This is a genomic window from Candidatus Zixiibacteriota bacterium (assembly GCA_040756055.1).
Lineage (GTDB): Bacteria > Zixibacteria > MSB-5A5 > GN15 > FEB-12.
This window is the reverse complement of sequence record JBFLZR010000004.1, coordinates 37,709-62,970: the sequence shown is the minus strand read 5'-3', so window position 1 is coordinate 62,970 and position 25,262 is coordinate 37,709. Positions and strand designations below refer to the sequence as shown.

29 protein-coding genes are annotated in these 25,262 nt (G+C 53.3%); 9 read left to right on the top strand and 20 right to left on the bottom strand.

The annotated features are described in order from the left end of the window. Nucleotides 1–29 precede the first annotated feature (29 nt). Both AB1483_08530 and AB1483_08525 read right to left on the bottom strand, forming a co-directional pair. Nucleotides 30–1,655, bottom strand: coding sequence for an aconitase family protein (locus AB1483_08530; protein MEW6412502.1), 1,626 nt, complete (start codon nt 1,653–1,655; stop codon nt 30–32). Beyond that, nucleotides 1,652–2,140 carry an HIT domain-containing protein gene (locus tag AB1483_08525; protein ID MEW6412501.1) on the bottom strand — a complete coding sequence of 163 codons (489 nt, stop codon included), beginning with the start codon at nt 2,138–2,140 and terminating at the stop codon, nt 1,652–1,654. Before AB1483_08525 ends, AB1483_08530 begins: the two co-directional genes overlap by 4 nt. Nucleotides 2,141–2,355: 215 nt before the next feature. Here AB1483_08525 and AB1483_08520 point away from each other — a divergent pair, with 215 nt between their 5' ends. The 5 genes from AB1483_08520 to AB1483_08500 all read left to right on the top strand — a co-directional run bounded on the left by AB1483_08520 (nt 2,356) and on the right by AB1483_08500 (nt 6,260). Then, nucleotides 2,356–3,225 carry an SDR family oxidoreductase gene (locus tag AB1483_08520; protein ID MEW6412500.1) on the top strand — a complete coding sequence of 290 codons (870 nt, stop codon included), beginning with the start codon at nt 2,356–2,358 and terminating at the stop codon, nt 3,223–3,225. 80 nt (nt 3,226–3,305) lie between these two features. Next, on the top strand, nt 3,306–3,851 hold the full coding sequence (locus tag AB1483_08515; protein MEW6412499.1) for a hypothetical protein: 546 nt from the start codon (nt 3,306–3,308) through the stop codon (nt 3,849–3,851). A gap of 160 nt (nt 3,852–4,011) precedes the next feature. After that, nucleotides 4,012–4,587 carry a hypothetical protein gene (locus AB1483_08510; protein ID MEW6412498.1) on the top strand — a complete coding sequence of 192 codons (576 nt, stop codon included), beginning with the start codon at nt 4,012–4,014 and terminating at the stop codon, nt 4,585–4,587. A gap of 54 nt (nt 4,588–4,641) precedes the next feature. Next, complete coding sequence (locus tag AB1483_08505; GenBank protein MEW6412497.1) at nt 4,642–5,214, top strand: hypothetical protein; 573 nt, start codon at nt 4,642–4,644, stop codon at nt 5,212–5,214. Nucleotides 5,215–5,300: 86 nt separating this feature from the next. Next, nucleotides 5,301–6,260, top strand: coding sequence for a site-specific DNA-methyltransferase (locus AB1483_08500; GenBank protein ID MEW6412496.1), 960 nt, complete (start codon nt 5,301–5,303; stop codon nt 6,258–6,260). On the opposite strand, the gene AB1483_08495 is transcribed toward AB1483_08500, so the two are convergent. From AB1483_08495 to AB1483_08460, 8 genes are all read right to left on the bottom strand, one after another. Beyond that, complete coding sequence (locus AB1483_08495; GenBank protein MEW6412495.1) at nt 6,261–6,701, bottom strand: hypothetical protein; 441 nt, start codon at nt 6,699–6,701, stop codon at nt 6,261–6,263. Between the two features lie 113 nt (nt 6,702–6,814). Next, nucleotides 6,815–7,024, bottom strand: a complete 210-nt coding sequence (locus AB1483_08490) for a TOBE domain-containing protein (GenBank protein MEW6412494.1) — start codon at nt 7,022–7,024, stop codon at nt 6,815–6,817. A gap of 437 nt (nt 7,025–7,461) precedes the next feature. Next, a complete protein-coding gene (locus AB1483_08485) occupies nt 7,462–7,800 on the bottom strand; it encodes an RNA-binding protein (GenBank protein ID MEW6412493.1) in 339 nt (112 codons plus the stop codon). Nucleotides 7,801–8,184: 384 nt separating this feature from the next. Beyond that, entirely contained in the window at nt 8,185–8,451 is a 267-nt protein-coding gene (locus tag AB1483_08480; protein MEW6412492.1) for a bacteriophage holin, read from the bottom strand. A gap of 25 nt (nt 8,452–8,476) precedes the next feature. Further along, nucleotides 8,477–8,944, bottom strand: a complete 468-nt coding sequence (locus AB1483_08475; GenBank protein ID MEW6412491.1) for a YbaK/EbsC family protein — start codon at nt 8,942–8,944, stop codon at nt 8,477–8,479. A gap of 480 nt (nt 8,945–9,424) precedes the next feature. Beyond that, nucleotides 9,425–10,153 carry a UDP-2,3-diacylglucosamine diphosphatase gene (locus tag AB1483_08470; GenBank protein ID MEW6412490.1) on the bottom strand — a complete coding sequence of 243 codons (729 nt, stop codon included), beginning with the start codon at nt 10,151–10,153 and terminating at the stop codon, nt 9,425–9,427. A gap of 37 nt (nt 10,154–10,190) precedes the next feature. Further along, entirely contained in the window at nt 10,191–12,431 is a 2,241-nt protein-coding gene (purL, locus tag AB1483_08465) for a phosphoribosylformylglycinamidine synthase subunit PurL (GenBank protein ID MEW6412489.1), read from the bottom strand. Between the two features lie 107 nt (nt 12,432–12,538). Then, nucleotides 12,539–13,105 carry a YdeI/OmpD-associated family protein gene (locus AB1483_08460; GenBank protein MEW6412488.1) on the bottom strand — a complete coding sequence of 189 codons (567 nt, stop codon included), beginning with the start codon at nt 13,103–13,105 and terminating at the stop codon, nt 12,539–12,541. Nucleotides 13,106–13,339: 234 nt separating this feature from the next. Here AB1483_08460 and AB1483_08455 point away from each other — a divergent pair, with 234 nt between their 5' ends. Next, complete coding sequence (locus AB1483_08455; GenBank protein ID MEW6412487.1) at nt 13,340–13,762, top strand: C-GCAxxG-C-C family protein; 423 nt, start codon at nt 13,340–13,342, stop codon at nt 13,760–13,762. A gap of 192 nt (nt 13,763–13,954) precedes the next feature. Here the strand turns inward: AB1483_08455 and AB1483_08450 are convergent, their stop codons facing one another. Both AB1483_08450 and AB1483_08445 read right to left on the bottom strand, forming a co-directional pair. Beyond that, nucleotides 13,955–14,956 (bottom strand): membrane dipeptidase, encoded by a 1,002-nt coding sequence (locus tag AB1483_08450; protein ID MEW6412486.1) that lies wholly within the window; start codon nt 14,954–14,956, stop codon nt 13,955–13,957. A 32-nt stretch (nt 14,957–14,988) separates the two neighbouring features. After that, nucleotides 14,989–15,390 carry a cupin domain-containing protein gene (locus tag AB1483_08445; GenBank protein MEW6412485.1) on the bottom strand — a complete coding sequence of 134 codons (402 nt, stop codon included), beginning with the start codon at nt 15,388–15,390 and terminating at the stop codon, nt 14,989–14,991. Between the two features lie 223 nt (nt 15,391–15,613). Between AB1483_08445 and AB1483_08440 the strand changes: the two genes are divergently transcribed. After that, entirely contained in the window at nt 15,614–16,363 is a 750-nt protein-coding gene (locus tag AB1483_08440) for an SDR family oxidoreductase (GenBank protein ID MEW6412484.1), read from the top strand. A gap of 7 nt (nt 16,364–16,370) precedes the next feature. Beyond that, on the top strand, nt 16,371–16,661 hold the full coding sequence (locus AB1483_08435) for a TIGR04076 family protein (protein ID MEW6412483.1): 291 nt from the start codon (nt 16,371–16,373) through the stop codon (nt 16,659–16,661). Here AB1483_08435 and AB1483_08430 read toward each other — a convergent pair. Next, nucleotides 16,658–18,358: a cation:proton antiporter gene (locus tag AB1483_08430; protein MEW6412482.1), complete on the bottom strand. Its 1,701-nt coding sequence runs from the start codon at nt 18,356–18,358 to the stop codon at nt 16,658–16,660. The two genes, AB1483_08435 and AB1483_08430, sit on opposite strands and share 4 nt — an antisense overlap. 357 nt (nt 18,359–18,715) lie before the next feature. On the opposite strand from AB1483_08430, the gene AB1483_08425 reads away from it, so the two are divergent. Beyond that, nucleotides 18,716–19,423: a class I SAM-dependent methyltransferase gene (locus AB1483_08425; GenBank protein ID MEW6412481.1), complete on the top strand. Its 708-nt coding sequence runs from the start codon at nt 18,716–18,718 to the stop codon at nt 19,421–19,423. A 15-nt stretch (nt 19,424–19,438) separates the two neighbouring features. On the opposite strand, the gene nth is transcribed toward AB1483_08425, so the two are convergent. From nth to AB1483_08390, 7 genes are all read right to left on the bottom strand, one after another. Next, a complete protein-coding gene (gene nth / locus AB1483_08420) occupies nt 19,439–20,089 on the bottom strand; it encodes an endonuclease III (protein MEW6412480.1) in 651 nt (216 codons plus the stop codon). A gap of 5 nt (nt 20,090–20,094) precedes the next feature. Then, entirely contained in the window at nt 20,095–20,988 is an 894-nt protein-coding gene (gene prmC, locus AB1483_08415) for a peptide chain release factor N(5)-glutamine methyltransferase (protein ID MEW6412479.1), read from the bottom strand. Further along, nucleotides 20,985–21,944 (bottom strand): hypothetical protein, encoded by a 960-nt coding sequence (locus tag AB1483_08410; GenBank protein MEW6412478.1) that lies wholly within the window; start codon nt 21,942–21,944, stop codon nt 20,985–20,987. Before AB1483_08410 ends, prmC begins: the two co-directional genes overlap by 4 nt. A 6-nt stretch (nt 21,945–21,950) precedes the next feature. Further along, nucleotides 21,951–23,030 carry a peptide chain release factor 1 gene (gene prfA / locus AB1483_08405; protein ID MEW6412477.1) on the bottom strand — a complete coding sequence of 360 codons (1,080 nt, stop codon included), beginning with the start codon at nt 23,028–23,030 and terminating at the stop codon, nt 21,951–21,953. 75 nt (nt 23,031–23,105) lie between these two features. Continuing rightward, nucleotides 23,106–24,074 (bottom strand): DUF1385 domain-containing protein, encoded by a 969-nt coding sequence (locus AB1483_08400; protein MEW6412476.1) that lies wholly within the window; start codon nt 24,072–24,074, stop codon nt 23,106–23,108. 123 nt (nt 24,075–24,197) lie between these two features. Next, nucleotides 24,198–24,410, bottom strand: coding sequence for a 50S ribosomal protein L31 (rpmE, locus tag AB1483_08395; GenBank protein ID MEW6412475.1), 213 nt, complete (start codon nt 24,408–24,410; stop codon nt 24,198–24,200). A 189-nt stretch (nt 24,411–24,599) separates the two neighbouring features. Continuing rightward, nucleotides 24,600–25,262, bottom strand: a complete 663-nt coding sequence (locus AB1483_08390) for a class I SAM-dependent methyltransferase (GenBank protein ID MEW6412474.1) — start codon at nt 25,260–25,262, stop codon at nt 24,600–24,602.

Here is a 25,262-nt window from a genome sequence, read left to right as displayed (position 1 = left end):
CTTTTTTTATGAGGACGGATTGATTTGGATTACTTGGCGTATCGGCTCGGATCGGTAATCGAGCCGTTGAGAGCCGAAGCGGCGGCGGTGCCGGGGGAACAAAGGAAAATCTCGGCTTTGTCGGATCCAAGCCTCTGCGCGAGGCCGCAATCCGATGTCGCCAGAACCCTGTCGCCCGGAGCTATCATGAGCTGCCCCTGCCCCAGTGAGCCCCAGTAACCGGGATAGGTGACAATCGCGCCCGCTTCTACCAGAACTCTGATAAGCCCTTTCTTGAGCGCTTCCAGATAGACCGACCGCGAGGCAGGGCAGATGATCAGCCGACAGTCGGAACTGACCCGCTTATTTTTGAGAATGTCGGCGGCCACCCGGATATCATCGAAGCGGCCGTTACTTCCGGTGCCGAGTATAATGACATTGACCGCGAGACCTTCAGATTCTCCCACCGGTGTTATATCGGTGGCCTCGCCACAGCGGGCAAGTTGCGGGGTGAGGTGGTCGATATTCATCTGGTAAATCTGGTGATACTCGGCGTTTTTGTCGGCCACTACAGGAGCATAATTGGTCGAGATTCGTCCCGTCAGGAACCGTCGCGTGGTGGAATCGAACGGACAGATAGCCGTAAGAACACCGGCATCGAGCGTGAGGTTTGTTAGGGTGTACCGTTCGCTGATGCTCATCCGTGAGACGACATTACCGTAATACTCGATTGTCTTGCCCTTAACATCCACGGCGGCCATCTGGCGGGCAATGAGAAGAGCGATATCGCGGGCATAGACACCGCGAGCTCGTCGGCCATTAATGTCGATTCGAATAGTCGGCGGGATCTGGAATTTGGCTGTTCCGGTAGCCCAGACTTCGGCAGCCTGCTCGACAGTGACTCCCGATGAAAAGGCGCTGACACATCCGTATGCCACGCTGTACGGGTCAGTGCCGACGACAAAGGCACCCGGGATAATGTGGCCTCTCTCCAGAGCCACCTGGTGCCCGACCCCTTCGGAGACATCGTAGAATGATTTTATTCCCTGTCTTTTGACAAACTCGCGAATTTTCTGGTGGGCCGCCGGCAGGTCCGGCCGCTCGGCCGACAGGCCATCGGCAAGCGAGACCACAATCCGCCCCGGGTTCCACACCAGTTCGCTGCCGAGTTTTTTGAAATGCTCGATAATCGTTTCGGTGTCCGAATGCGACACAATAAGGTCAGGCTCGACTTCAATCGTTTGACCGATTTCAAGACGCTCCAACTGCGCCGCCCGTGCCATAATCTTCTGCGACACGGTCTTTTTGCCATAGAGGGAGTTCGTGGTCGGATGAAGCTTGAGGCCGGGGAAATTCAGTTCCAGCTGTTCCAGCTTGAGGAATGCCGGCTTCTCGCGGATGCCATAGCGACGTCGCCAGTTGTAAAAGGCCGCCTTGGAGATACCCAGTTCGAGGCCGCACTTGTCATCATCACCAAACCGCTCCCACAAATCACGAATTTCCTTCTCCGAGAATTTCGGAAGCGAATGCTTCGGGACGTTTTTCTTCCTGCGCCAGTACGCGATCAGGTAGGCCGGAACACCGCCAAGACGTTCACCGATCTTCTCGTCGGTTTTGTACAGTTTCTGAAGACGAACCAGTTCGCTTTTAGTGGGTATTCTCTTGCGGGCGCTCATAAGGCGGCGAATTCCTTCTTCAAAGCTTCATAAATCGGTTCGAGAGGAACCGAAACGACATTGGTTTTGCCGATAACCGGCATGAAGTTGGTGTCGCCGTGCCAGCGTGGCACAACGTGCATGTGAACGTGACCGGGAATACCGGCGCCGGAAATTTTTCCAAGATTCATGCCGATATTGAGCGAACCGGGATTGAGGACTTTCTTGATAACCGCGACTGTCTTGCGGGTCAGCTCAAAGAACTCGATTGACTCCTGCTCGGTCAGTTTCTCAAGTTGGCCGACATGTCGGTTGGGAACGATAAGGGTATGGCCGGAGTTGTATGGAAACTTGTTGAGGATAACGAAACTATTTTTTCCGCGATATATGACAAGGTTCTTCACGGAGTCTTTCATCTTCAGTCGCTTACAGAAGATGCATCCCTTTTCCTTTTTGCTCAGAATGAATTCGGCCCGCCAGGGGGCCCAGAGAATTTTGTCGTCCATAACGCTATATAATACAAAAAATTAGCTAATTATCAAATTAATATACTGGATTTTATATCATCGATTGTAACGCCATGAAAATCAAGCGATTATTTTCGGGGAATTTGACTTTTTTGTTCTTTTATCAGCGGCCATTTTAGCCGTTCTTTAACTAATTAGAATTGAATGTATTACGCCCGCACCATCGGGTGGGCATGAATAAGAAAGGACTCAAAATGGCAGATAAGATTCTGGTTATCGGCGGAACGGGGATGTTGGGACTTCCGGTGGCAAGGAGGCTCAAGCAGGATGGTTTCGAGGTGTCGGTTATGTCGACCAATGCCGAGAAAGCCAGGGGGACGCTGGGCGATGGTTACGCGGTGGTCGAGGGCGATGTTACCAAACCGGAGACGCTGGCTGGTGCCATCGAGGGACATGATTTTGTATATCTCAATTTGAATTCGAAGCTGGATCCGGAAAAGTATGAGGCTATTGAGATCAACGGTACTGCCAACGTGGCGAAAGCGGCGTCGCAACTGGGAGTCAAGCGGATCGGCATGATCAGCGGAGCGTCTTCGAAAGGCAAAGAAGGCGGCATCATATATCTCGACGCCAAGGTGAAAGCCGAGCGGGCGGTGATTGACAGCGGCGTGCCGTACACGATCATGAGGCCGTCGTGGTTTTTCGAGTCGCTTCCGAGTTTTATCCAGCAGGGTAAAGCGGTTGTGCTCGGCGAGCAGCCGACAAAGTTCGGCTGGCTGGCGGCGTCGGACTTCGCCCGGCAGGTATCGACGGCGTTTCGAAGCGAAGCGGCGGCGAACAAATGCTTCTATAATCTCGGGCCGGATAAGATGACCATGATGGAGGCGCTGGGAAAGTTCTGCGCGAAGCATTATCCTGATCTCAAGCCCGAGGTGGTGTCGTTCGGGATGGCGAAGTTTCTGTCGCACATGCCGGGCATGGGCGTGCTTAAGCTGATTGTTCCGTTTTTCGAGTATTTCTCCGGGTTCGATGAAGATGTTGATCCATCTGAGGCAAACGAGATTCTGGGCGCGAGCACGACGACTTTGGACAACTGGTTGGAGAGCTGGAAAAAACCGGTGTAAAAGCACTTGCGAGGGGGCAGAAAAAATCGATACCTTGGTGTGAATTCTTACATGTTAACGTCGTAATTTCGGGAGGCTTTATGAAGCTTGTCAGAGTGTCAGTATTGTTTCTGCTTGTCGTCTTGATGGCGGGAAGCGTGTGGTCGTTTGATGGCATGCGCAAAGGGTTTGTGTTGGGCGGAGGTCTGGGGGTCAGCCCGATAGCCAGAGTATCACTGGGTGATCTCGATGAAAGCAAGGTCGGCGTTGGGGCTCACATCGTAATCGGCTACGCCTGGGATGAATTCAATATGCTCGTTTACGAAAGCAATGTCACGGCGTACGAGATTTACAGCACGTCTATCGGGCAGGGGTTTGGCGGAGCATCATGGTATCACTACTTCGGACCGCAGGGAAAGTCATTCTTTACCGTGGCCGGTCTTGGATTTTGCTACTACAAAGAGGAGGATATTGATGCCAATGATGCCAAGGGAGCCTACTTGATCGGGGCCGGGTATGAGTTCACGAGGCATGTTCAGGTGAGTATGTACTTCTCGGGCGGAAAAACGTCGGTGGACTTTTTCGGCTCTGACATCGAGTTCGGGCATAACCACATGAGTCTGGTAATCAGCGCCATCGCCTTCTAAGAAATTTCTGTTTTGTATTCGAGCCGGGGTCTTTGCGGAGCCCGGCTTTTTGGTGGTATGAGCACGATGAAACCGCAAAACGATTAGCTTGCCTGACGGGAGCCCTTGGTCTATCTTAAGGCAGAATCAGCAGGACATAGAAATCCACGAGGGAGGTATTATGAATCGGCTCAAAGTAATTCTTACGGCAGTTATAGTTCTGATTCTCGCCAGTCAAGCATCGGCATTTGACGGCAAACGAAAAGGAGTCGTCCTCGGGCTGGGGTTGGGCTTTTCACCCTGGGTGCACGGTTCATTGGATGATCCCGAGGAGGAATCTGCGCAAGGCGGTTTCGCGGGAAACGTGATAGCCGGTTATGCTCTCAGCGAGAAAGACGTTGTGCTTGTTGTGCATGACGGAGTTTTTTATACCGAAACCATTTATCGCGAGGCGCTCGATGGATCGCTTTCCAAAACCAGAGATACGGACTATCAAGGTTTTCGGGGAATAGGGTACCGACGGTATATGGATCCAGCCGGGCGATCGTTGTTTGTCACGGCGGCGCTTGGTGAGCAACGTGCGTCCAAAGAAGAAACAGGGTTTATCAGCGGCTTTGGACTGTTGGTCGGGGGAGGCATCGAATTCACGAAACATCTGGAATTCTACGCGAGCTATGCTGCCGGTACGGCCAGTCACGATGCTCACGATTATACATTCTCGCAGTTCATGCTCAGTTTTACGGGTGTGATCTACTAGCGCCTTATTCGGTGGAAATTTAGTTTGCCAAAAATTGTAGTTAGCGGAGGTGAGATGAAAGCGACCAGAGTAATTCTTATAGTGGCTGCCGTCCTGCTCATGGCGAGTCAGGCGTTGGCGTTTGACGGCAACCGAAAAGGGCTCGTTCTGGGCTTTGGGCTGGGGGCAGCGCCCCTGCTGAAAGGCACGGAGGGTAATCCGGCGGAAGATTTTGAACGCTCCGGTCTGGTGGTCAATTTGATGGCCGGATATGCGTTCAATGAAAACGATGTCGTGCTGTTGATACAAGACGCCGCCATCTACTCCCAGACTGCCTACCGTGAAGCGCTCGATGGGTCACTTGTCGCGTGGGACGACAGGGATCTTCAGGGGTTCTGGGGGGTAGGCTACCGGCGCTATTTCGCTCCTGCGGGTCGTTCGATGTTCGTTACGGCGGCGCTGGGTATTGAGGGCGCGGATGATGACTGGGGGATGCCGTCAGGTTTGGGGATACTGGTCGGCAGCGGGTATGAGATCACCAGACATATCGAGTTATACGCCAGCTTCGCCACGGGCAAAATAGACTACGGCGAAGGCGAGGATACGTTCTCACAGATCGTGTTCAGCCTGACAGGCGTGCTTTACTGATCACAGCGAGAGTTCTCGTACACAGAACCGGTACCAAGCTTCATCATTTTTGTTGACCCATCCGGCTGATATCATTGCTTGGCGGTATGGAACATCACGTACTGCCAAGGCTCGATATCAACGCCGGTGAAATCCGCGAAAAACTTCTCCCGCATTGCCGCCTGAAACCGGGCGATACCTGGCACGACCCCCTGAATGGTCACATCGTAGCCTGTGGTGATGCCGCCGACAGCGAGTTCATCAAAAGCCTATTCGGTACGCATCGCGCCACTCTGGCGGTACACGACCCACCCTACAATCTGGTGATGTTCGAGAAACAGTCGGTCGATGAATTCATCGACTGGTGCCGCCTGTGGATTGATAACACATACGCTGTGCTATCCGATGACTCCTCTCTCTATGTCTGGCTGGGGGCGGATCAGAACGATAATTTCCAGCCGCTGCCGCAGTTCATGCTCATGATGGCGGGCACTCTGTTTCAGTCGCGGTCATTTATCACTATGCGCAATCAGCGCGGCTATGGTACCCAGAAAAACTGGATGGCGGTTCGTCAGGAGCTTCTGTACTACACCAAAGGGGAGCCGTCGTTTGAAGTTCAATACACGGATATTCCGAAAATTCTTCGCGGATACTACAAAGAGGTCAATGGTGAGATGACCGAGAATCTGGAACGCGGGAAATCACCTAATATACGTCCGGGGAATGTATGGGTGGATATACAGCAGGTCTTTTACCGGATGCAGGAGAATGTGAACGGATGTTACGGCCAGAAACCGCTGAAAGCGATTGAGCGGATCATCGAGGCGTCATCTGGAAGAAGAGATATAGTAACGGATTTCTTCAGTCATTCCGGCACGACCCTTCTGGCCTGCGAGCGCACCGGCAGGAAGTGTATTACGCTTGATATTGATCCGATTTTCGCCGAGATAACGATTCGCAGGCTTGAGCACTACCGCGCGACCGGCCGCACCGGCTGGCAAGCAGGCAATCCGTTTCAGCGGGAGTTGGCGGATCGCAGGGGCCGAGCTAAGGCTGCGAGCGCCTGATCAAACTATTCCTCCGCCGGTGTATTCTACCTCAAGGTACGTTGACTCGTCCTGCCAGAAAAACACGGAGTCGGGCATTTCAAATGTCTCCGAAGACAGGGTAATCAATATTCGCACCGGAATCACCGTAGTGTCTGCTGGACAGGAGTCGCTACTGTCACGAGCAACGAAGACCTTCACGTAGTAATTTGGGCCGATGTTACTGGTTTCGATGTGACTGTACTCCCAGCAGGGACTGGTTACCGTCGTGAACACGGTGACTTCAACGTATCGCAGTTCGGCGTAATGGCCGGCATACCAGGATTGGCCAATCGAATCGACCGCTACGGCGGTCAGGTACGGATCAGGCTCTTCAATCGGTTGATACGTAACTCTCTTGTCGGATGAACATCCGGCGGCGATTATGAGCGCCACGCCCAGCAATATGATATAGTGTCTCAAGATTGTTCCTCCCTCGACAATGTGCTAAAATCGTTTTCATTCCAAAGACGTAACTTCCGGCCGATTTGTAAAATCTTTTTTTGAGCCGAATCGGTAGCCCGCCCGGCGGTAGACTATTCTTTCACCAGCAGGACATGGATGGCCTTAACGACCACTTTGACCGGGTCGCCTTCTTTGAGGCCGAGGTCATTGAGTGAATCTACCGTGAAGACTGACTGCATTTTGGAATTGGCGGGGATATCGAGTTTGACCTGACACATGATGTCCCCTTTTTTGATCTCGGTAACTTTGCCGATCAGTTCGTTTCTCGCGCCGTATTTCATGAGCTTTTCTCCCTCTTGCCGGATGGTGATTTGGCTTTTGTTTCTGCAGTCCAAGTTATGTATCAGGTCACAATTTCCGCAAGCAGAAATCAGGACCTGACACAACGGAGGCGGTCACAATTTCCGCAAGCAGAAATCAGCCTTCGACACAACTGGTTTGAATTTCCGTCTTTGTTTACGCCTTCGGGCTCAGGTTCCGTCAGGTGTTGTCCCGATAGTTTCGGGATGTCACCTGACGGTGTTTTGCTCCTGTGTCAGGTCACAATTTCTGCAAGCAGAAATCAGGACCTGACACAACGGAAGGGGTGCTAATCTTCGCAAGTGGAAATCGGGAGTCGCGCGGGGCAAAGCCAGCCGCAAGAAAAAGGGGCCGGTTGAAACCGGCCCCTTAAAAGTCGTCGACCAAAATCTATTGATCGGCAGATGAAAAGAAGACTCTACCAGTCCTCACGACGGCCACCACCGTGACCACCGCCGCCGCGACGGCCACCGCCACCGCCGTCTCTACGACCACCGCCGCCGCCACCGCGTTCTTCACGCGGACGGGCTTCGTTGATGTTGAGAGCACGACCTTTGAGGTCTTTTCCGTTGAGACCCTCGATGGCGGCTAAGCCTTCATCCTTGGATGCCATCTCAACGAAACCGAAACCGCGGGATTCACCGCTGTAACGGTCCTTAATGATGTTGACGTTTGTGACCTGCCCGTAGGCTTCAAAGGCCTGGCGAATATCCTCTTCTGTCGCTTGGTACGACAAGTTGCCGACGTAGATATTCATTATGTTCTCCAGCTTGGTTTTCCGCAGCTACAAGTTTGGACAAAGGCCGACCCGCGGCAGCGGACAAACACGTTCTCGCGCACTATTGCGCCTATATTTTAGGATTAATTTTATTCAGGAGTTCGAGATAGATAAAAACCTTGACCAATAACTAATTAACAATGACTAACATTCACACTTAATATATCGGCATGAAGTCCGGTCGTCAATAGTTTTTTTTGCTGTCCCGCCCGGATTTGCCCGGTTAACCCGAGTGGCTACACGGTCTTATGGGTGGGCCTTGATTGTCGAAACCTCCCCGCCGATGGCGGCGACCCTAACGGGCCCGCCGATGGCGGATTAGGAAACAAGGGATTTCGACCTGCCTGATTTCTTGCCGGGGGCTCAGGTGGATTTTACGGATGACTTGCCGGCAAACCAGTTGTACACCCAGGCGAAAAGCGCCCCGCCGATCAGACCGTCCACCATCCCCCAGGCCAGCCCGATAAGGCTGCCCAATGGGCTTACATTGTAGCCGCGATAGATGAGGGACAGGCAGGTCGGGTCGCCGGTCGGGCCATCGAAAAGAATAATCCACCAGGTGATAACGAACAAACCGGCACCCCAGAGGATGCCGCCCGTGAGGGCAAGCGCCCAAACATTGAGTTTCATAATCGGTCTCCGCGTTTTAGTGGCATCAGACTCTGTGGGAGAATTTCAGCACCTTCGGTTTGACCAGCCGGGCGTAGTCATTCATGGAGAGCTTAATTAGCTCCGTGTGCGACCCGGCGTTGAAAGCTATCTCCTTGTCTTCGAGAAGGCTCTCCGCCACGAAAACGTCCATTCCGTACAGGTTGCCGAACGGCGGCATGGCGCCGATCTCACAATCCGGGAAAAGGTCTTTGAACTCGCGCTCGGTGGCCAGCGCCACTTTGTCGCTGCCGATCAAATTCTGGAGAACGCCGAAATCGACCTTGTAAGAGGCCGGTAGCACCGCCATAGCCATCTTACCACCTACTTTGACCATCACGGTCTTGGCCAGTTCCCGGCCCGGAATGTGGGCCGAAGCGGCGATCTGCTGGGCGGTGTAGGCGGTCGAGTGCCTGATGGACACGTACTTGACATCGTTGGTGTCAAGAAAGCTTTTTAGTTTGTCTACTGGCATGTTTCCTCCCTTGCCTTTCTGCTCGCGCGAAAGCTGCGGCCTGTCGCGACGAAGCGTTTGTCTTTACAATAGAATCACGGATGTCGAACCGATGTTGTTGGAGGACACAAAAGACGTTTACCCCCGATGGGGGGATACAAGGAAGCCACCCTCTGATTTTAATATGCACTCAGGAGCGAGGAGTGTCAATAGCGCTTTGGTCGAGAAAACCCATCGGGTGGCCCACCGCCCTACGTTTGTTGAAGAAGTCCTCGTGCCTGGTTGTGGCAGGTCATGTAAATTCGCGTAGCAGATTTAGGTGACCTGACGCTTGTGCAGCTCTTGAACTTAGGTGTCAGGTCACAATTTCTGCAAGCAGAAATCAAGACCTGACACAACAGCGCAAAGGTTCTTCAACAAGCCCTTTGGGTGGGTTGCTCGTTGGTTTATTTTTGTGGCCGGAAGAACCAACCCAGAGGGTGGGGCACTGCGTTGTTGTGACTACTCGCTTTGGTCGAGAAAACCGAGTTCAATTTTACCGTCGGCCAGACGGGCATAGCTGAAATGGTGTATGAAATCGCCGGTGTTGATATACGTGCCGCCGTCGAGCTTCTTCTCGACAGGTATGTGCAGATGGCTTATCGCCACGATATCGAAACCATCAGCCAGCTTGCGCTGAGCGTAGGCTTCATAATCCGGCGCGAAAGTGTGGTCGCGGCGGGAAGTGTATTCGCGTGATGACCCGCTGACGGCCTTGGCGAGCGGAATAGCCCAGTCGGGGGGGAGTTTGCGATAGAGCCAGATGTTGAACCGGTTGCGAAGGATTCGTTTCAGCAAGCGGTAGCCGCGATCCGCCGGCGCCAGACCATCGCCGTGAATCAAATGCAGCTTGAGGCCATCGTACTCCATTTCAAGACAGTCACGATGAACCTTCATGCCCATCTGAGTTTCGAAGAAATCGCCCATCCAGAAATCATGGTTGCCGCTGACATAGTCGATTTTGATGCCGCGATCGATGAGTTCACTGAGCATGAAAAGCACCTGATGGTGGTCCTTTGGGATGGCGTGTTTGTACTCGAACCAGAAATCGAACAGGTCGCCCAGAATCACGAGACGGTCACCATCGAGCTTGACCTTCTCGAACAAGGCGCGAATCGCGGCGACTTTCCGGGCCTCTTTCTCCTGCGAGGCGGATCCCAGATGTGCGTCTGAAAAGATATACAATGCCATAGACTAAATATGATCTATCGGCGGCGATAGAAAGACACTACTTGACCTTCTCCATGAATCGGCTCATGGCGTTGTACCAGGAGTCATCCATCGAAGCCAGGTCGATATCGACCAGATCATTTATCTTTAGGCGTCCGCCGCCGACTCTGCCGATCTCTTTGAACGGCACTTTCGCACCGGTGAACAGTTTCGACACGTGCTTAACCATCGATGGTTCACAACTGATGATTACTCTCGATGGTACCTCGCCGAACAGCAGGGCATCGGCGCGGATAGAATCATCGAGCGTGATCCGGGCGCCGATTTGATTTTCTCTATTCGAGATACAGCACTCAGCGAGCGCCACAGCCAGGCCGCCTTCGGAGCAATCGTGAGCCGAGCGGATCAGACCTTTTTTGATAGCATCGAGCAAGGCGTCCTGCAGGCGTCGTTCGGCCTGTAAATCGAGCGGGGGAACCTGTCCTTTGGTCTGGCGGAAGATCGTGTGGAGATATTCCGACGCGCCGAGATGTTCTTTGTTTTCTCCGAGTAAAAAGACAATGTCGCCATCCTTTTTGAACCACTGGGTGGTAATGTGCGAAGTGTCCTCTACCAGACCGATCATGCCGATCACAGGGGAGGGGAACACGGCTCGGGCGGGGTCTTCGTTGTAGAACGATACATTACCGCCGGTCACCGGAGTCTCGAACACCCGGCAGGCGTCGCCCATGCCGCCGACTGACTCGGCGAAGCCATAATAGATTTCCGGTTTGTACGGATTGCCGAAATTGAGGCAGTTGGTAATCGCCAGCGGTTTGCCGCCGGAACAAACGATATTGCGGGCCGCCTCGGCCACCGCGCTTTGCGCCCCGAGACGCGGATTGATATAACAATACCTTCCATTGCAGTCAGTGGTCATGGCCAGGGCTTTTTTGGTTTTGCGAAGACGAAGAATCGCGGCATCGGAGCCAGGCCCGATAGCGGTGTTGGTCCGCACCATGGAATCATATTGATCGAATACCCAACCCTTGTGACAGATGTTCGGAGCCGAAAGCATAGCGCGCAGGGTCTCGTTCCAGTCGCGATCGAGGGGGTAGTCGGCCAGATCGATCTTCACGATTTCATCCATGTATGCCGGGCGCTTTGTCTCGCGATGATACACCGGGGCGCCACCGCCGAGCACGAGGCAGTCAGAGGGGATACGGGAGACTACTTCACCATTGAGCCTCACCGTCATCATTTCGTCGCTGGTGACACGGCCTATGATGACCGAGTCGAGACCCCATTTATCGAAAATGGCTTTGACTTTATCTTCGTTGCCCTTCTTGACACACACCAGCATCCGCTCCTGTGATTCGGATAGAAGCGTTTCGTAAGGGATCATGCCCGTTTCGCGCACGGGGACTTTTTCGATATCTATTACGACACCCGACTTGCCCTTGGCCGACATCTCCGATGACGAACAGGTGAGACCCGCCGCCCCCATGTCCTGAATGCCGACGATCAACCCCTCGCGGATGATTTCGAGAGTGGCTTCCACGAGAAGTTTCTCGGTGAACGGATCGCCTATTTGCACCGATGGGCGCTTGGACTCTGATTTTTCGCTGATTTCTTCGGAGGCGAATGTCGCGCCGTGGATACCATCGCGGCCCGTCTTGGAGCCGACAATCATAACCGGGTTGCCCTCGCCCTTCATCACCGCCGACGCCATCTCGCTGGTTTTCACGATACCGACCGCCATGGCGTTGACCAGCGGGTTGCCGGTGTAGGATTCATCGAAATAGACTTCACCAGCTACGGTCGGGACGCCGAACGAGTTGCCGTAGTCGCCGATACCGCGCACGACGCCATCCACCAGATATCTCACGCGTCCATTCGAGGGCAAGCCGAAGCGCAGGGAGTTGAGCGAGGCGATAGGTCTTGCGCCCATAGTGAAGATATCGCGAAGGATGCCGCCCACGCCTGTTGCCGCGCCTTGATAGGGTTCGACTGCCGATGGGTGGTTGTGGGATTCGATTTTAAAAATGACCGCCAGACCATCACCGATATCCACCGCGCCGGCGTTTTCTTCGCCCGCCTTGGCGAGCAGACTTTCGCCGTCGCGGGGGAGAGTTTTGAGCAGGGCAATGGAGTTTTTGTAGGAGCAGTGCTCGGACCACATGACCGAGAAGATGCCGAGTTCGGTGTAGTTTGGTTCGCGGCCGAGGATCTGTTTTATTTTCTCGTATTCTTCCTTGTTAAGCCCGTGGCTTTCAATCATTTCGGGGGTAACATCGGGTTGCTTATAGGCGGCGGCCATATTATCTCCTTATAGTAAAAACCGAATATAGCCCCCGCAGAGGGCAAGGTCAACAGGCATTTGGGGGGCGAGTCCTGATGAGAATGATGTGCAGATCCTCCGAGTCGTTATTTCATCCCCAGCTTCTCGCCGCGCTCAAGCAGAGCGATAGACTCAGCAACGCGTTTGGCTCGGGTCTCGGGACGTTTCGCGAACGAAATCCATCCGATGAACTGCTTCTTGTACGATGGAGCGAGATTGTCGAAGTGCGTCTTCGCCTTCTTGTTCTTCGCCAATGCCGCCTTGAATTCATCGGGTAAGTCCGGAGGCAACGACGGAGGGTCGGGTTTGTCCCACTGGCCGGATTTCTTAGCTTCATCCACCAGCGCCAGTCCGGCATTGGTCATCAGTCCAGTCCTGACGAGTTTGGCGACGCGTTTCTTGTTAAGGTCGGACCAGTTACTTGAAGGTTTGCGCGGGGTGAACTTGCGAACATACTTGTGATCATCAATTTTCTTTATAACGCTGTCGATCCAGCCAAAGCACAAGGCTTCTTCCACCGCGTCATCATATTCCAAAGAGGGCCTGTCCGCGCCTTTTTTGTAGAAGACCAGCCAGACGCCCTCGCTACGGCTACGGTTTTTCGATAACCATTTTCGCCAATCACCGCGGGTTTTCAGATATAATTCTTCCATCGTCTCGCTTCGAGAGATTCTTCCGGCCCGTGACGTACGCCTGAACAATATATACTTTGTATTATCATGAAACAATAATTCGGTAGCCGCCGTAGAAACTTGGAGGTGAATTGTTGGCAGGTTGGACCGGCAGTTCAAAACCACTTCAAGTCCCCGCAGAGGGATTGATATCCAAGTGATTTTGATGTAAGTTGGATTAACTCAAGGTCGAAGGACATCTTAAGGAGATAATGTATGTCACGTGAAAAGATAGAGAAGAAGGCTTACAGTTACATGGCGTCAGGCTTTAACTGCGCCGAGTCGGTACTCCTGGCGACAATAGAGTCGCGGATAAATGATCTGGATGGAGAACTTCCGCGAGTGGCTTCCGCCCTAGGCGGCGGCGTAGGCGGCACGCACGAAGAGCTCTGTGGGGCGCTTTCGGGCGGAGTTTTGGCTATCGGCCTGCTTTATGGCAGGACAAGACCGGGTGTCGATGTTCAGAAGGCGAAAGACCTGGCGACGGAATACCGCGCCCGTTTCGCAAAAGAATTCGGCTGCACGAAGTGCAGCACGCTTCTGGAAGGATTCGGCGAACAAAATGACAGCGATAAATGCCGTGCCCTGACAGGGCAAGCAGCGGGTTTGCTCTCGGATATTCTGGATGAAAAGGGGTGATGGCACTAATTTCATGTTATAGCGTGATGCCCGGTGAATCTTCACCTAAGTTGTGCCCGGTCAATCTGTGCTTAGGTTGTGCCCGGTGAATCTTCACTTAAGTTGTGCTGGTGAATCTTCGCTTAGGTTATGCCCGGTGAATCTTCAGATTCACCGGGTTTTTTACGCGATGGCTCAAAGCCCCATGCCCGTTTATCCGAGCCGCTTCATAAACCGCAGGGCATTCTGATTGGCTATATTATTTGCCGTTGACTCCCCGAACCTGCCGGTCAGGTCGTGGAGGATATCGACATATTTCCCGGCGTTCTCATGCTCGGGGAAATAAAACGGTCTTCGGCTCTGATCGGGGTGGTCATCGGTATAGAAAAAGTCAGCCCCAAGCGCGATTGCCTTCTCACCGCCCAGACTCAAACCATATTCGATATGTTTCATCAGATACGCCGGGTCCGAGGGGTGCATGAAAGCACGAACGAAATTGATTCCGATAAGGCCCTGACGGCTCATGATTTCCTTGGCGAGTTCATCGGGAAGGTTACGTCGATGGTCGTGCACCGACCGAAAGTTGGAATGGCTGGCGATAATCGGAATCCTCAGGCCCGCTGAGTCGATATGGTCAATGATATCGTGCGCCAGATCGTCACTGGTGTGCGACAGATCGACCGCGATCTTCTTGCCGTTAAGGTACTGCAGAAGCGTTCGGCCGTCATCTTTCAGCCCGACATCGGTCGTGTTGCCGCCGCCAAACCTGTTTTCCCTGTGGTGAGTCAAAGATATGTATAGCGGTCGTCCGATATCGGCTATCAGCCGGTCGAGAAACATGAAAGCGTCCTCGAGTGAATCATCGGCGCCGCAAAAAGATGAGGCGTTTTCTATAGCTGGTACTATCGCCGTTTTGCCGGATTGAGAGATCCTGTCGATTTCCTGCGGATCCCCAAAAGTTGTAAAAGAGTCACTGTAGTCGGCCAGAAGTTTGCCGTACCATGCTATCTGCGCGTTACTGACGCTCAAATCAGGCGTTTCTTCGACCGAGCTTATAGCCATCACCTGCAGCGCCACCTTGCCCTCCTTCAAGAATGGCGTGGCGCAGCCAACCTGTTGCGTGTTATCGGGGGAGGCGTTATCAACAGTGGCCAGGTAGTGGGTCATATCACAGTGGAGATCGACAACGGGATAGGTTCGTTTGGCCTGCGTCATGATGATTCCTTTCGTTTTCCCTCGAATATAAGCTATAGCTGTTCTTCGATTGATTTCGCGATGTGCGAGATAGCGTCGCCGACGTGCTTCGTGCTCTTGTTCTCGATAAGCATCATCCAGCAATCATCTCGCGAGCTTACCCGGTGCCTGACACCTTGCTTGACGATGAAAAATTCCCCGGCCTCGAGTGTCAGCGGCGGCTCGTTCTCAACGAACATCGTAAGACTACCCTCGAGAATGTAAAACATCTCGTCTTCGTTGTCGTGCGTGTGCCAGGGAACATCCTCACCCTTCGTCTTGGTAACCTTGATAAAGACGTCGTTCACTTCACCGATAACTTTCGGCGCGAAATACTCATTGAGCCGTTTACTCAGCTCTTTTATGTTTCGCTCGGCGGTGTTTCTGAATTCCGATTTTCTGACAGGTTCGCTCATGGCAGCCCCCTTCTGTGTCAATGGGTTTGTTCTGCAATCAGCTCAGCATTGAGTACACACTTCTGATGACAACTATTACGATACCAGCATACGAGGCTCTTGTCAAGGCGTGTAGTGGTCGTTCGCTGAATCGGTCGACTTGACTATTGTTGGTCAGACTGTTATGCTTGAGGAAAATCATCACAAACAAACCGGGGATGTTCATCCCCACCGAGGTGGCCTTATGATATTAAAAGGAAAGGTCGCGGTTGTGACCGGATCGAGCCGTGGAATCGGCGCGGCCACGGCTAAAATTCTGGCAGCCAACGGCGCTAAAGTTGCGGTCAACTACGTTCAGAACAGAGAGGCGGGGGAGAAGGTAGTCAGGGAGATTAAAGACGCCGGCGGCGAGGCTATTTTGATTCACGCCGATGTTTCGGTTCGCGAACAGGTCGTGGCCATGGTCAAAAAGACCGAAGCCGAACTGGGGACGGTGGATATTCTGGTTAACAACGCCAATATGAGTTTTCCCGTGGTGCCCTTCGTGCAGTTTCCGTGGGAAGGGTTTGAAAACAAGCTTCTGCACGAAATGCGGGCCGCGTTCTTTTGTTGTCAGGCGGTGGTGCCCGGCATGATTGAACGCAAAGGCGGATGTATCGTGAATATCAGCAGCGGGCTTTCGCGGGTTCCTGGTGTTGGATTTATCGCGCACACGAGCGCCAAGTCGGCCCTTGACGCGTTCTCGAAAGGGCTGGCCCTGGAACTGGGTCCGCACGGTATCAGGGTCAATGTAGTCGCTCCGGGGCTGACCAATACCGATGCCACCGCGCATCAGCCGCCGCAGATGAAAGAAGCAGTGGCCAACCATACGCCGCTGAGACGTCTTGGAGAGCCGGATGATATCGCCGGCGCCGTTCTATTCTACTGCGCCGATTGGTCAAAATTCGTCACCGGTACTTACCTGCCGGTTTGCGGCGGATCCCAAATGACTTGAGGCAACTATGGCAGAGGTTTACGACATCAAGATTACGCTGATCTCGCAGATTAAAAACTGTCCGGCGGGCCACAGAGTCGGCGATGTCTTCTATATCAAAAGACACAGCCCCGGCGGGATGTGTATGGGGGCGCTGAATTCGCTGATGCCGTTTATCACGGCATTGCGTTTTGGCGGATCGTTTTTCTGGGAGAAACAGGAAGGCGTGGGGACATTCTGCTGTCCCGACCCCGAAGTGGTCAACACTTTTCGTTTGGAACGGATATCGCGGACGGAGCAGGACAATATCGAGGCCTAAATTTCCTCTTCGCTCCGGGTGCGGATTTGCGAACAATAATTATCGATCTGTCCGGCGCCGAGACTGTGATTTTTGAGTACCTGTGATGTGACAGCCACCGCGGCTTCGCGTTCGGCCGGGATGACATAATCCGCCCCCGCCTTCTCCAGCGACCCTATATCAAGAAGGTAACTCGTCCTTGCCACTATGGTGAGATTTGGCGCCAGGCGCCGGGCGACCTTTACTGCCATCTCGGTAGCACGCGTGTCGTTCACCAGAAGCACCAGTTCTCGCGCGCTCGAAGCCCCGACTTTCTCGAGCACCTCAACACTGGTGACATCGCCGAAATACGTGTTGCCGACCTCGGTTGAAGCTTTCCGGACATTCTCAACATTCAAATCCACCACCACATAAGGGATATTCACGCTCATTAATGCCATTGCGAGTTGCTGGCCCGCGAAACCGTAGCCGCCGATTATGACATGGTCGCGAAGACCGCGCATCGATTCGGGCGCTTCTTCCGCCGAGGTGACCTTCATCAGTCTCGTTAGTCCTCGAATCTTACCGACACCGGCGGCGAAATTCGGTCCGTAGCTGATGGCGATGGGGGTCAGGAACATCGACAGTATCGCCGCAGGTATAAGACTTGCCTCAAGGGCGCTGTCGAGCAGGCCGGTATCCTGAGAAGCAAAGAACAACACGAGCGAAAATTCGCCCACCTGCGCCAGCGAAACAGCCGCAAGGGCGGCAACCCGCGGGGGAAGTCTCAGGATCAGGGCGGAAATGAAGACGATCAGCGCCTTTCCGGCCATTATGGCTGCCAGAAGTATGAGAATCGGCGTGATGTTGGTGAGCATCGTGGCTGGAGCCAAAAACATCCCCACCGAGACAAAAAACAGGCTGGCGAAAACTTCGCGGAAGGGGATCAGATCGGCCAGTGCCTGATGACGGTATTCACTTCCGGCGACGACCAGTCCGGCCAGGAAAGCGCCAATGGCCAGCGACGCGCCCGAGCTTGTGATCAGCCACGCTGTGCCCACGCTGATTACGAATACAGAAAGAATAAAAAGCTGTCGCTCACGGGTTCTCGCGACAAGGTTCAATATGCGGGGGACCAGCACTCGCGCCGCCAGCAGGACGCCGACGACTATGGCAACGGATTCAACGGCCGCAATGAGCAGGTCGGAGCCGGAGGTACCGGTGCCAATCAGCAGGGGGATAGCAAGCATCATCGGTACCACACTGAAATCCTGGAAGACCAGTATACCGAGCGTCAGGCGGCCGTGGGGTGCGTCGACCTCGCCACGCTGCTGAAGTCCTCGGAGAACGATAGCGGTGCTCGACAGAGCAACGAGAAAACCAACGAATACAGCGGAGTTGCCCGGCAGTCCGTAGAAGCGCGACAGCGCGTATGTCACTACAATCGTTATGCCGACCTGAAGAAATCCTCCCGCCAGAATCGGCTTCCAGAGCCGGCGGAGTTTTTCCAGCGATAGCTCAAGGCCGATGCCGAACAGAAGCAGCGCCACGCCAACCTCGGCGAGGGTTTCCACCTTGTGTACATCGTCTATAAAACCAAGTCCCTGCGGGCCGACTATGATACCGGCGAGAATAAAACCTGTCGTGGATGGCAACTTCAGACGGTGAAACAGCGCGACTATGACAACGCCGAATCCGAGAATGAAAACCAGGTCACGAAGGTACGCCAGTCCTTCCATACCATTTCCCCTTCCAACAGCTTGTGATCAGATGATGTATAATAATAACTAACAACGGGGCGCAAGGAAAGTTTTAGATTCCAGCCGATCAGTCTTATCGACACGTAAGAATCGGCCGCTCACTGGTTGCGGCAGGTCCTGTCGCCGATAGTATCGGTGATGTGACCTGCCGCCACGTTGAGCTTTGGACTTTAGTGTCGGGTCACAATTTCCGTTAACGGAAATCAGGACCCGACACAACGGCGGAGAAGTCTTCTACCTGTTCTATAGGCTTTGGAACCGGGGGCGCCCTTGACTCCGCTGTCGGGATGTCCTATTTTGCGTGGAGAATTGTAAAGTGTAAGCAATAGGAGTCTTATGGATCCACTGAATGACAGACTGAAAAGCTACAGTGGAGGGAGAATCCTCGATGTTGCCACCAGTCACGGTGATTTTCTGAAAGTCCTTACCGAATCATTTGGCGACTATGCCGAGGCTATAGGAATCGACAACAACTCCGAGCGTGTCAAGGCTGCGCGCGAGAACTGTGACGGAGGCCTTGAGTTCGAGGTGATGGATGGCGGCAAGATGTCGTACGGTGACAGCTCATTCGACACCGTGGCGATCCGTCACTCCCTGCATCATTTAGAAGCGCCCGGCGTAGTGCTTGCGGAAATGAAACGGGTGCTCAAACCCGGTGGGCTTTTTATCGTGTGCGAGGTCTTGCAGAGTCCGGAGATAACGGCGCCGAATGCCCAGCGACATATTCATCACTGGTGGGGCGAGGTCGACCGGGCGTTGGGCAAATACCACGGCCCGACATATACCTCTTCAGAGGTGATCCGGACGCTCAAGCCACTTGGGCTGAACATAATCGATCAGTTCGAACAACTGGATAAGTCAACCGAGGAAGAGTTAAAGCAGTTTGTTGAGTTTATTGGCAATACCGTTGACGAGTATATAGGAAGGCTCCAGGCAGCCGGTGGCCATGAGGATATAATAGACAAGGGACGTGCCCTGAAAGAGATGTACGAAAAACAGGGCTATGTGGATGAGAAGTCGATCTACGTAATTGCGCGCAAGTAGGTTTCTGCTGTAACGCTATAGTCTTGCCGAAGGGCATAGCTTGTTTAAGAAGCAGCGGGGGCAGTCGGGTCTGCGGGCCACGCAAATCGCCCGGCCGTGAAGAATCAGCATGTGCGAGAAGTCTATCCACTCCCTGCGCTCAATGATATCCATCAGGTCGTTCTCCACCTTCACCGCGTCTTCGTGCTTCGTGAATCCCAGAAGACGGCTGATGCGCATGACATGGGTGTCGACAACAATACCCTCGGCGATGCCATAGGCGTTGCCGAGTATCACCGATGCCGTTTTGCGTCCCACACCGGGCAGCTTAACGAGATCATCGAGCTTTCTTGGTATCTCACCGTTGTGCCGCTCAATCAGCGCCTTGGCGGAGTTGATAATTGATTTGGCCTTCTGGTTGTAAAAACCGGTGGTGAAGATATCCTGAGCGAGCACTTCAAGGTCGGCATCGGCAAATGCCCTCACATCCGGGTACTTCTCAAAGAGAGTCGGTGTTACCATATTCACGCGTTCATCGGTACACTGCGCCGACAGAATCGTGGCTACCATCAACTGGTGTACGGACTTATATTTGAGCGAGGTACTCGCGCCGGGGTAATGTTTTCTCAGAAGCTTAATGCAGGTCTTCGCCCGCTTGATTTTGTTGTCGCGTGATTCTCGTGGCATGGCGTTCAATCACAGGCGAGAATTACCACCCGGTCGATATCGTTAAGATCCTTCAAAATCACGATAGATTTATACCTATCATCTTCGGCGGTGAGTTGTGTCACCCGGTCCGCCTGATTGTACCCGATTTCGAACATGATCCTCCCACCCCCGGCCAGATAATTCGGAGCGCCTTTCAAAATGGTTTTGACGGCATCGAGGCCTTCCTCACCCGATGTCAACGAAATCCTGGGGTCAGCCAGAACTTCGGGAGGAAGACTCTTGTACTCTTCGTCGGAGATATAAGGCGGGTTGGCCATAATGAGGTCGAATCGCGCGTCATCGGAGATGTTCTCGAAGTAATCGGACTGCACGAATGTAATTTTTTCAGAGGCGCCCAGATCATCCGCATTCTTTCTTGCGACCTCGATTGCGTCGGAGGAAACATCAATTGCGAGAATTTCGCAATCGGGCAGTTCCTTTGCCATTGTTACAGAAATTACTCCGGACCCGACACCGAGATCCGCTATGCGAGGTCTTGAATAACCCTTCTGCTTGATAAACCTGAGAGCCGATTCGCACAATAGCTCTGTTTCGGGAGTCGGAACCATCACGGCCGGTGAGACAAAGAATTTTCGTCCATAAAACCACGACTCTTCGAGTATGTACTGCAGAGGATAGCGGGTGAGGCGCTTTTCCATGATCTCATCGAAGCGTTTGAGGATATCATCATCGATGAGGGTTTCACCGTGAAGGTAGAGTTGAAGACGCCCGATATCGAGAAGATAACAGAGAATAATTTCGACCTCGCCGTTGGCGCGTTCGATCCCCGCCTTTTCCAGAATTTTGCCCTTCTCGGAAATAAAGCGGGGGAGATTGTCAACTGACGGCTTCACGGTCTTTCGAAAAGCGCGGTTCATGCCCGCGCGCTTCGTAATCTTCCTATAAGATACAGCAGAAACACCACCCCGATCCACGAATAGCAGAAAGCGTAAGTCAGAGTGGGGGAGAACTGGATCGAATGGGGAATCAGATATATGAACCACATGACAGCGAACGAGCCGATTGCGAACCATCCGAGCGCTTTCGGTGAGTACAGGTCTTTACCCCACTTGTTCTTCGTCAGCGTGCCGAGAGTGGCAAGTGTGACAAACAACAGGTAGACGAACAGAAGCTGGGTTTTGTTGTCGGTGGCATCGGTGCCAAAGGGCACACCCTCCCACGTTCCCCCGAACGCGTACCAGTTCATGGGAATTCCAAAGGGGTAGCCGCCCAGGAAGGCGCACACCGCGGCCAGCAGCGAGTATTTGGCCATCGGCATTACATCGGTTCCGCCCTTTATCAGCGCGAGCGCGTGCATGGCCGCCATGCTGATAAAGAAAACGGTCGCGAATATCAGCACAATGTGGGTCAGTGTGATGGCCGAAGGTACGGCTCCGATAAACCGGAACATGAACGGCGAACCATCCGGCTGGGTAAAAGTCGCCAGGGCCGCGCCGGTGCTATCGACCACCTCGATATAGTAGTAGAACCGGCCGTTCCTGGCGCCGGCCGTGACCTCGGCGAAATAGCAATTGGCGGCGGTATCGCACGGGCTCATCGGCATTATGTCAAACGTCGCGGGATCGGCGCCGCGAATCTGCCCCGGGCGAGACCTGCGGAGCATCGGCCACGCGTTCTCGTTTATGTCGCCTTCGATTGTCAGCGGTATCTTTGTCCTTTCGAACTCCAGGCCCTTGGGCACGGAATTGTATTCGAAAGTGTATCCGTTTTCGTTGTGACTGAAATACTCCGGCCGCCCGCGTGAATTGTTGCGGGCGATGTACAATAGCGCGATAGTGAGAATTACCGCGATGACAATTCTTAGTGCTTTCATGATTCCCTAAACTCTATCTGCTGATTGAAGTTTGAGTGATTCTTCCTGATCGTGCTGACGCAGCTGCTCGATGACTCCATCGAGGTCGCCTTCCATGACTTCTTCAAGTCGATATAGTGTCAGGCCGATGCGGTGATCGGTGACGCGCCCCTGCGGAAAATTGTAGGTGCGGATTTTGGCGGACCGGTCACCGGTGGAAACCATCGAGCGGCGCTGAGCGGTCATCTTCGCCTCCTGTTCGGCGATCATCTGGTCATACAGGCGCGCCCGAAGGACTTTCATGGCCTTGATTTTATTCTTAAGCTGAGATTTCTCATCCTGACAGGTAACCACCAAACCGGTGGGAAGGTGGGTAATCCTGACGGCGGAATCGGTGGTATTAACCGACTGCCCGCCCGGTCCTGACGACCGGTAGACATCGACCTTAATCTCGTTTTCTTTTATCTCGATATCCACTTCTTCGGCCTCCGGGAACACGGCAACGGTTACGGCCGAGGTGTGGATTCTTCCCTGAGATTCCGTGAGCGGTACACGCTGGACCCGGTGAACGCCGGACTCGAACTTCATCAGGCCGTAAGCGCCTTCACCATCGAGCGAAAAGATGATTTCCTTGAAGCCTCCGGACTGGGCCGGGGCGGAGTTCATGATCTCCATCTTCCAGCGCTTCGAGTCCCCATAGCGCTGATACATGCGGAAAACATCGCCCACGAAAATGCCCGCTTCGTCTCCGCCGGTGCCGGCGCGAATCTCGACTATCGCGGCCTTATCGTCGTTGGGGTCCCGCGGAAGCAGCTTGAGTTTAAACTCCATCTCAAGATTGTCAATCTGAGCTTCATATTGAGCCAGTTCTTCCTTCGCCATCTCGACCATCTCCGGCTCGTCGCTCTCCTCGATAATTTCCAGTGCGTCCTCGATTCCCTTTGCCGCCTTGCTGTAGGCCCTTCCCGCAGTCAGAATATCCACGAGTTGGCGCCGTTCCCGGTTGAGTTCAATCATCTTCTTCTGATTGGACAAAATCGCCGGATCGGACATCTGGTTGTCTATGTTTTTGAGCTTTTGTTCTAATTTTTCTACCAGTTCAAGCATACTCTTCCAACCTGAAAATTTAAACAATGTTACAAGAATTTTTGTAGCAGAGCAAGTTGTTATATCGCGGCGTAGCTAAGAGACGGGAGTCTTGTCGGCTTCAATGGTGGCCGGAACCAGGCCAAGAGAGGCCTTCAATGCGGTTATTCCGACCTCGAGCTGATCCATCGATGGCTCTTTGGTGGTGATCTTCTGGAGCCACAGACCCGGTTTTATTAGAACCCGGGTAAGGCGGCTCTCACGAGTTTTTCCGGAAATCTTAAGGAGCTCGTAGGAGCCTCCGGCGACAATAGGTAAAAGCGAAAAGTGGATCGCGAAGCGGGTCAGCAGGGCGGGGGCGTGGCCGGTGTATAGAGCATAGATGGAGTCGGAGACAGCGTAGATGAGAATCGCCGTCAGGGCGACAATCAGAATAAACGAGGTACCGCATCTCGGGTGAAAACGCGTGTGGCAGGCGGCTCTCTCCGGCGTGAGGTCATCGCCCATCTCATGAGCGAAAATGGCTTTATGCTCCGCCCCGTGATACTGAAAGATTCGCCTGAACTCCCCGAAAAGCGAGATAATCCACACGTAGGCGACGAACATGGCAAGTCTTATGGCCCCGGCAATAAGGTTGAACGAGACCGCGTTTTCATCGACCTTGAAATAGTTCGAAATAGCCAGCGGCGTGAAAAAGAAAATCAGGATACCCAATCCGATGGCCATCACGGCGCTGAAGGCCAGCCAGAGAGCATTGGACTTGCGCTGCTTCTCTTCGTATTCTTTTCCGTTTCTGGCAGCTTCTTCTTTCTCGATTTCCTTCATGGCGATGTCGGCGGAGAAATTGAGGGTCTTGATTCCGATGATGAGCATCTCGACGAAGGCGATTGCTCCCCGGATAACAGGGATGTTAAGCAGCTTGTGCCGTTTTGAGAGGGAGATGTAGTCTTCGGTTTTGACCAGGATCTGGCCATTGGGCTTTCGAACGGCCGTCGCGATTCTGTCGGCCGAGCGCATCATTACGCCTTCAATTACGGCTTGTCCGCCAATGTTCAGATCGGGCATGTCTTTCTACTTTCTGCGTGTACTCGCCATCGCTCGATGGTGTCAGTCAATAAATTATAAAGCGGTGGCGCCCTACACTACATAGATACGCACCGCTGATACAAAATCGTGAGAATTTTTGAACTACTCGCTCTTTTGATCCAACTTGTATTTGCGACGGAAACGCTCGACACGACCGGCGGTGTCGATCAGTTTCTGCTTGCCGGTGAAGAAGGGATGACAGTTGGCACAGATCTCAACCTTGATCTCTTTTCTTGTGGACCGCGTCTTGTATTTGGCGCCGCAGGCACAGGTGATTTCGAGTTCATGATACTCAGGATGAATTCCGGATTTCACAGCAATTGTCCTTTATTCGAGTTCTCTTGTTTGCTAACCTAATTAACACAGCCGGGTTCCCGGGATATGTCGGCAACCCAAGCGTAGTAATATATGAATTTCCTCAACTTTGGCAAGGGAGATATTGATCCTCTTCGTCCACGCAACCCAACCTTTTGGTACACAACCGATTAGACCACGCAAGCCAAATCAGTGAGCCGACAGGACAATTGACCAATAGCATTCGTCATTCGTCAGGCGCTCGATCTGATAGTACTTACCGAAAATGTCCCGAAGCTGGTTTTCGCTGAAATAGTTCTTCAATATGGCGAACTCTTTGCCGGAATTGAGAAACCGCTGCTTATAATTGTTGCCGTATTTATCAGTGCCGACCGACTGCAGGTCGGGACCTTCGGCGGGAGGGTTGTTGTCAATCATCCAGATCTTCCCATTTTCGGATAGCAGAGGCTTAAGCATTCCGCAGAAGACATCATAATTCTGCAGGGGTTCGTGCGAAAACCAGAAGCCGAGAGTTATGAGATCAAATGAGCCGGCGGCAACCGGCAGATGGTACAGGTCGGCTCTTACAAAATCTACCGGGCACCGGTAGCTCTTCTTTTTCGCTTCGTCGATCATTTCGCCCGAGATATCGCTGGCCAGAATATAACTCGCCGTCCGGGAGATCCTCACTGTCCAGTAGCCGGTGCCGCAAGCCAGGTCAAGAACAGTTTTGTCTCGGGACAATTGTTTGAGGTCTTCCGACAGAACCGCGAGTTCCTTTTGCTTCTGCGGAATGTCGCGGTAGTAAATCTGTTCGTATTCGGGGGCGCGCTGCTCGTAGTATCGTATGATGGATTCTGGATCCTCAAACAT

Bases quoted from the DNA above. Each gene is read 5' to 3' on its own strand.
- AB1483_08530 (MEW6412502.1), bottom strand. From the start codon at position 1,655: ATGAGCGCCCGCAAGAGAATACCCACTAAAAGCGAACTGGTTCGTCTT.
- AB1483_08390 (MEW6412474.1), bottom strand. From the start codon at position 25,262: ATGTTTGAGGATCCAGAATCCATCATACGATACTACGAGCAGCGCGCC.
- AB1483_08410 (MEW6412478.1), bottom strand. From the start codon at position 21,944: ATGAAAGCACTAAGAATTGTCATCGCGGTAATTCTCACTATCGCGCTA.
- AB1483_08425 (MEW6412481.1), top strand. From the start codon at position 18,716: ATGGATCCACTGAATGACAGACTGAAAAGCTACAGTGGAGGGAGAATC.
- AB1483_08520 (MEW6412500.1), top strand. From the start codon at position 2,356: ATGGCAGATAAGATTCTGGTTATCGGCGGAACGGGGATGTTGGGACTT.
- AB1483_08440 (MEW6412484.1), top strand. From the start codon at position 15,614: ATGATATTAAAAGGAAAGGTCGCGGTTGTGACCGGATCGAGCCGTGGA.
- AB1483_08430 (MEW6412482.1), bottom strand. From the start codon at position 18,358: ATGGAAGGACTGGCGTACCTTCGTGACCTGGTTTTCATTCTCGGATTC.
- AB1483_08505 (MEW6412497.1), top strand. From the start codon at position 4,642: ATGAAAGCGACCAGAGTAATTCTTATAGTGGCTGCCGTCCTGCTCATG.
- AB1483_08525 (MEW6412501.1), bottom strand. From the start codon at position 2,140: ATGGACGACAAAATTCTCTGGGCCCCCTGGCGGGCCGAATTCATTCTG.
- AB1483_08475 (MEW6412491.1), bottom strand. From the start codon at position 8,944: ATGCCAGTAGACAAACTAAAAAGCTTTCTTGACACCAACGATGTCAAG.
- AB1483_08510 (MEW6412498.1), top strand. From the start codon at position 4,012: ATGAATCGGCTCAAAGTAATTCTTACGGCAGTTATAGTTCTGATTCTC.
- prmC (MEW6412479.1), bottom strand. From the start codon at position 20,988: ATGAACCGCGCTTTTCGAAAGACCGTGAAGCCGTCAGTTGACAATCTC.
- AB1483_08455 (MEW6412487.1), top strand. From the start codon at position 13,340: ATGTCACGTGAAAAGATAGAGAAGAAGGCTTACAGTTACATGGCGTCA.
- purL (MEW6412489.1), bottom strand. From the start codon at position 12,431: ATGGCCGCCGCCTATAAGCAACCCGATGTTACCCCCGAAATGATTGAA.
- AB1483_08515 (MEW6412499.1), top strand. From the start codon at position 3,306: ATGAAGCTTGTCAGAGTGTCAGTATTGTTTCTGCTTGTCGTCTTGATG.
- AB1483_08485 (MEW6412493.1), bottom strand. From the start codon at position 7,800: ATGAATATCTACGTCGGCAACTTGTCGTACCAAGCGACAGAAGAGGAT.
- nth (MEW6412480.1), bottom strand. From the start codon at position 20,089: ATGCCACGAGAATCACGCGACAACAAAATCAAGCGGGCGAAGACCTGC.
- AB1483_08500 (MEW6412496.1), top strand. From the start codon at position 5,301: ATGGAACATCACGTACTGCCAAGGCTCGATATCAACGCCGGTGAAATC.
- AB1483_08445 (MEW6412485.1), bottom strand. From the start codon at position 15,390: ATGAGCGAACCTGTCAGAAAATCGGAATTCAGAAACACCGCCGAGCGA.
- AB1483_08450 (MEW6412486.1), bottom strand. From the start codon at position 14,956: ATGACGCAGGCCAAACGAACCTATCCCGTTGTCGATCTCCACTGTGAT.
- AB1483_08435 (MEW6412483.1), top strand. From the start codon at position 16,371: ATGGCAGAGGTTTACGACATCAAGATTACGCTGATCTCGCAGATTAAA.
- prfA (MEW6412477.1), bottom strand. From the start codon at position 23,030: ATGCTTGAACTGGTAGAAAAATTAGAACAAAAGCTCAAAAACATAGAC.
- AB1483_08400 (MEW6412476.1), bottom strand. From the start codon at position 24,074: ATGCCCGATCTGAACATTGGCGGACAAGCCGTAATTGAAGGCGTAATG.
- AB1483_08460 (MEW6412488.1), bottom strand. From the start codon at position 13,105: ATGGAAGAATTATATCTGAAAACCCGCGGTGATTGGCGAAAATGGTTA.
- AB1483_08490 (MEW6412494.1), bottom strand. From the start codon at position 7,024: ATGAAATACGGCGCGAGAAACGAACTGATCGGCAAAGTTACCGAGATC.
- AB1483_08480 (MEW6412492.1), bottom strand. From the start codon at position 8,451: ATGAAACTCAATGTTTGGGCGCTTGCCCTCACGGGCGGCATCCTCTGG.
- AB1483_08470 (MEW6412490.1), bottom strand. From the start codon at position 10,153: ATGGCATTGTATATCTTTTCAGACGCACATCTGGGATCCGCCTCGCAG.